Source organism: Colwellia sp. TT2012 (assembly GCF_001440345.1).
GTDB lineage: Bacteria > Pseudomonadota > Gammaproteobacteria > Enterobacterales > Alteromonadaceae > Colwellia.
On record NZ_LJYX01000074.1, the window covers coordinates 1 to 1,068 of the forward strand.

Consider the following 1,068-nt stretch of genomic DNA (forward strand, 5'->3'; position numbering starts at 1 on the left):
CAAAAGAACTATTGGTTCCTGAGATGGCGACACGAACATCAGCTTTGCTTGCAGGGGCAATTATTTGGTGAATGTTTGAAACGATTGGAGATTCTAAACCTGCACTTCCGATAAGAGCGGATGCCATAGCTCCGGAGATGCCGTTATTCGCTGCGGGAACCCAAACTAAATTGAATTTTTGTTGCTCAAATAAAATTGCCGCAGATTGTGCGGCTTGCTGTGGCGATTGGCTCCCAGTTGTCACGCATCCTACTAGTGCAAATAACAAAATTGTGAGTGCCGAGATAAGTTTCATAATTGCTCCTAAATATTTATTAGGCGACGGTTCTGTCGCAGAATCGTTGAGTGTATGTTGTATAGCTTTCCATCGCCACACATAACCAATTGACCATCATAAAAGGTGATTTTGTAAGCGCGACAATACAACGTAAGAGCGCGACAGTGATGGGTGCATCATTGCTGATGCATTAGTAGACTGCCCACCGTCCGCTTCTGTCCGGTTTCTGCCTTTTGTGGCGGGCTTCAACCGGCCAGAGGCAAGCATTCGAAAATTTTACGAAGCCGGGGGGGCGTTCACTCATTCATAACGAACAGCCCGTTGGTCGGTCCGCTGCAGGCGGCGGTCGTACTCGATTGATGGTACCGAACTAATCATCCGCTCAAGATTTTTTGGCACGCCGATGAGGTCGCTTGCAGTATCTGGACCGAAGAAGCGAGGCTGGACTAGAATAGAAAAAATCTAGCAACTGAGTTTCGCAGAAGCCTTGATCATGACGATTTAGTGGGCGCCAATAATATGATTTAAAGGGGGGTGGTTGTGAATGTAGTTGATGATTTAAAGGTTAAGTATCCCGGAGCTATTGCATGGCAATTTGGGGATACTCCAGAAATGGCCGATGAGCTGGCTGAGCTTGTTGTTAACGGAATAAAAACAGCCGGGTGTAGCTCGCTCTCGTCATTCAAGCATGAAGAAGAATCACCAACTATTGGCGGTTACAGCATCATCCTCAACAGCAAGGGAGAACCTGTATGTGTCATTAGAGTTATTTTGATGCGTATAATTCGTTA

Annotated in this window: 2 protein-coding genes; one reads left to right on the top strand and one right to left on the bottom strand. The window is 46.3% G+C overall.

The annotated features are described in order from the left end of the window. The coding region (locus ASU03_RS18715; RefSeq protein WP_157465978.1) for a hypothetical protein at positions 1-295 on the bottom strand (295 nt) is incomplete at its 3' end. Between the two features lie 522 nt (positions 296-817). Between ASU03_RS18715 and ASU03_RS18720 the strand changes: the two genes are divergently transcribed. After that, a partial coding sequence (locus ASU03_RS18720) for an ASCH domain-containing protein (protein ID WP_157465979.1) occupies positions 818-1,068 on the top strand: 251 nt, incomplete at its 3' end.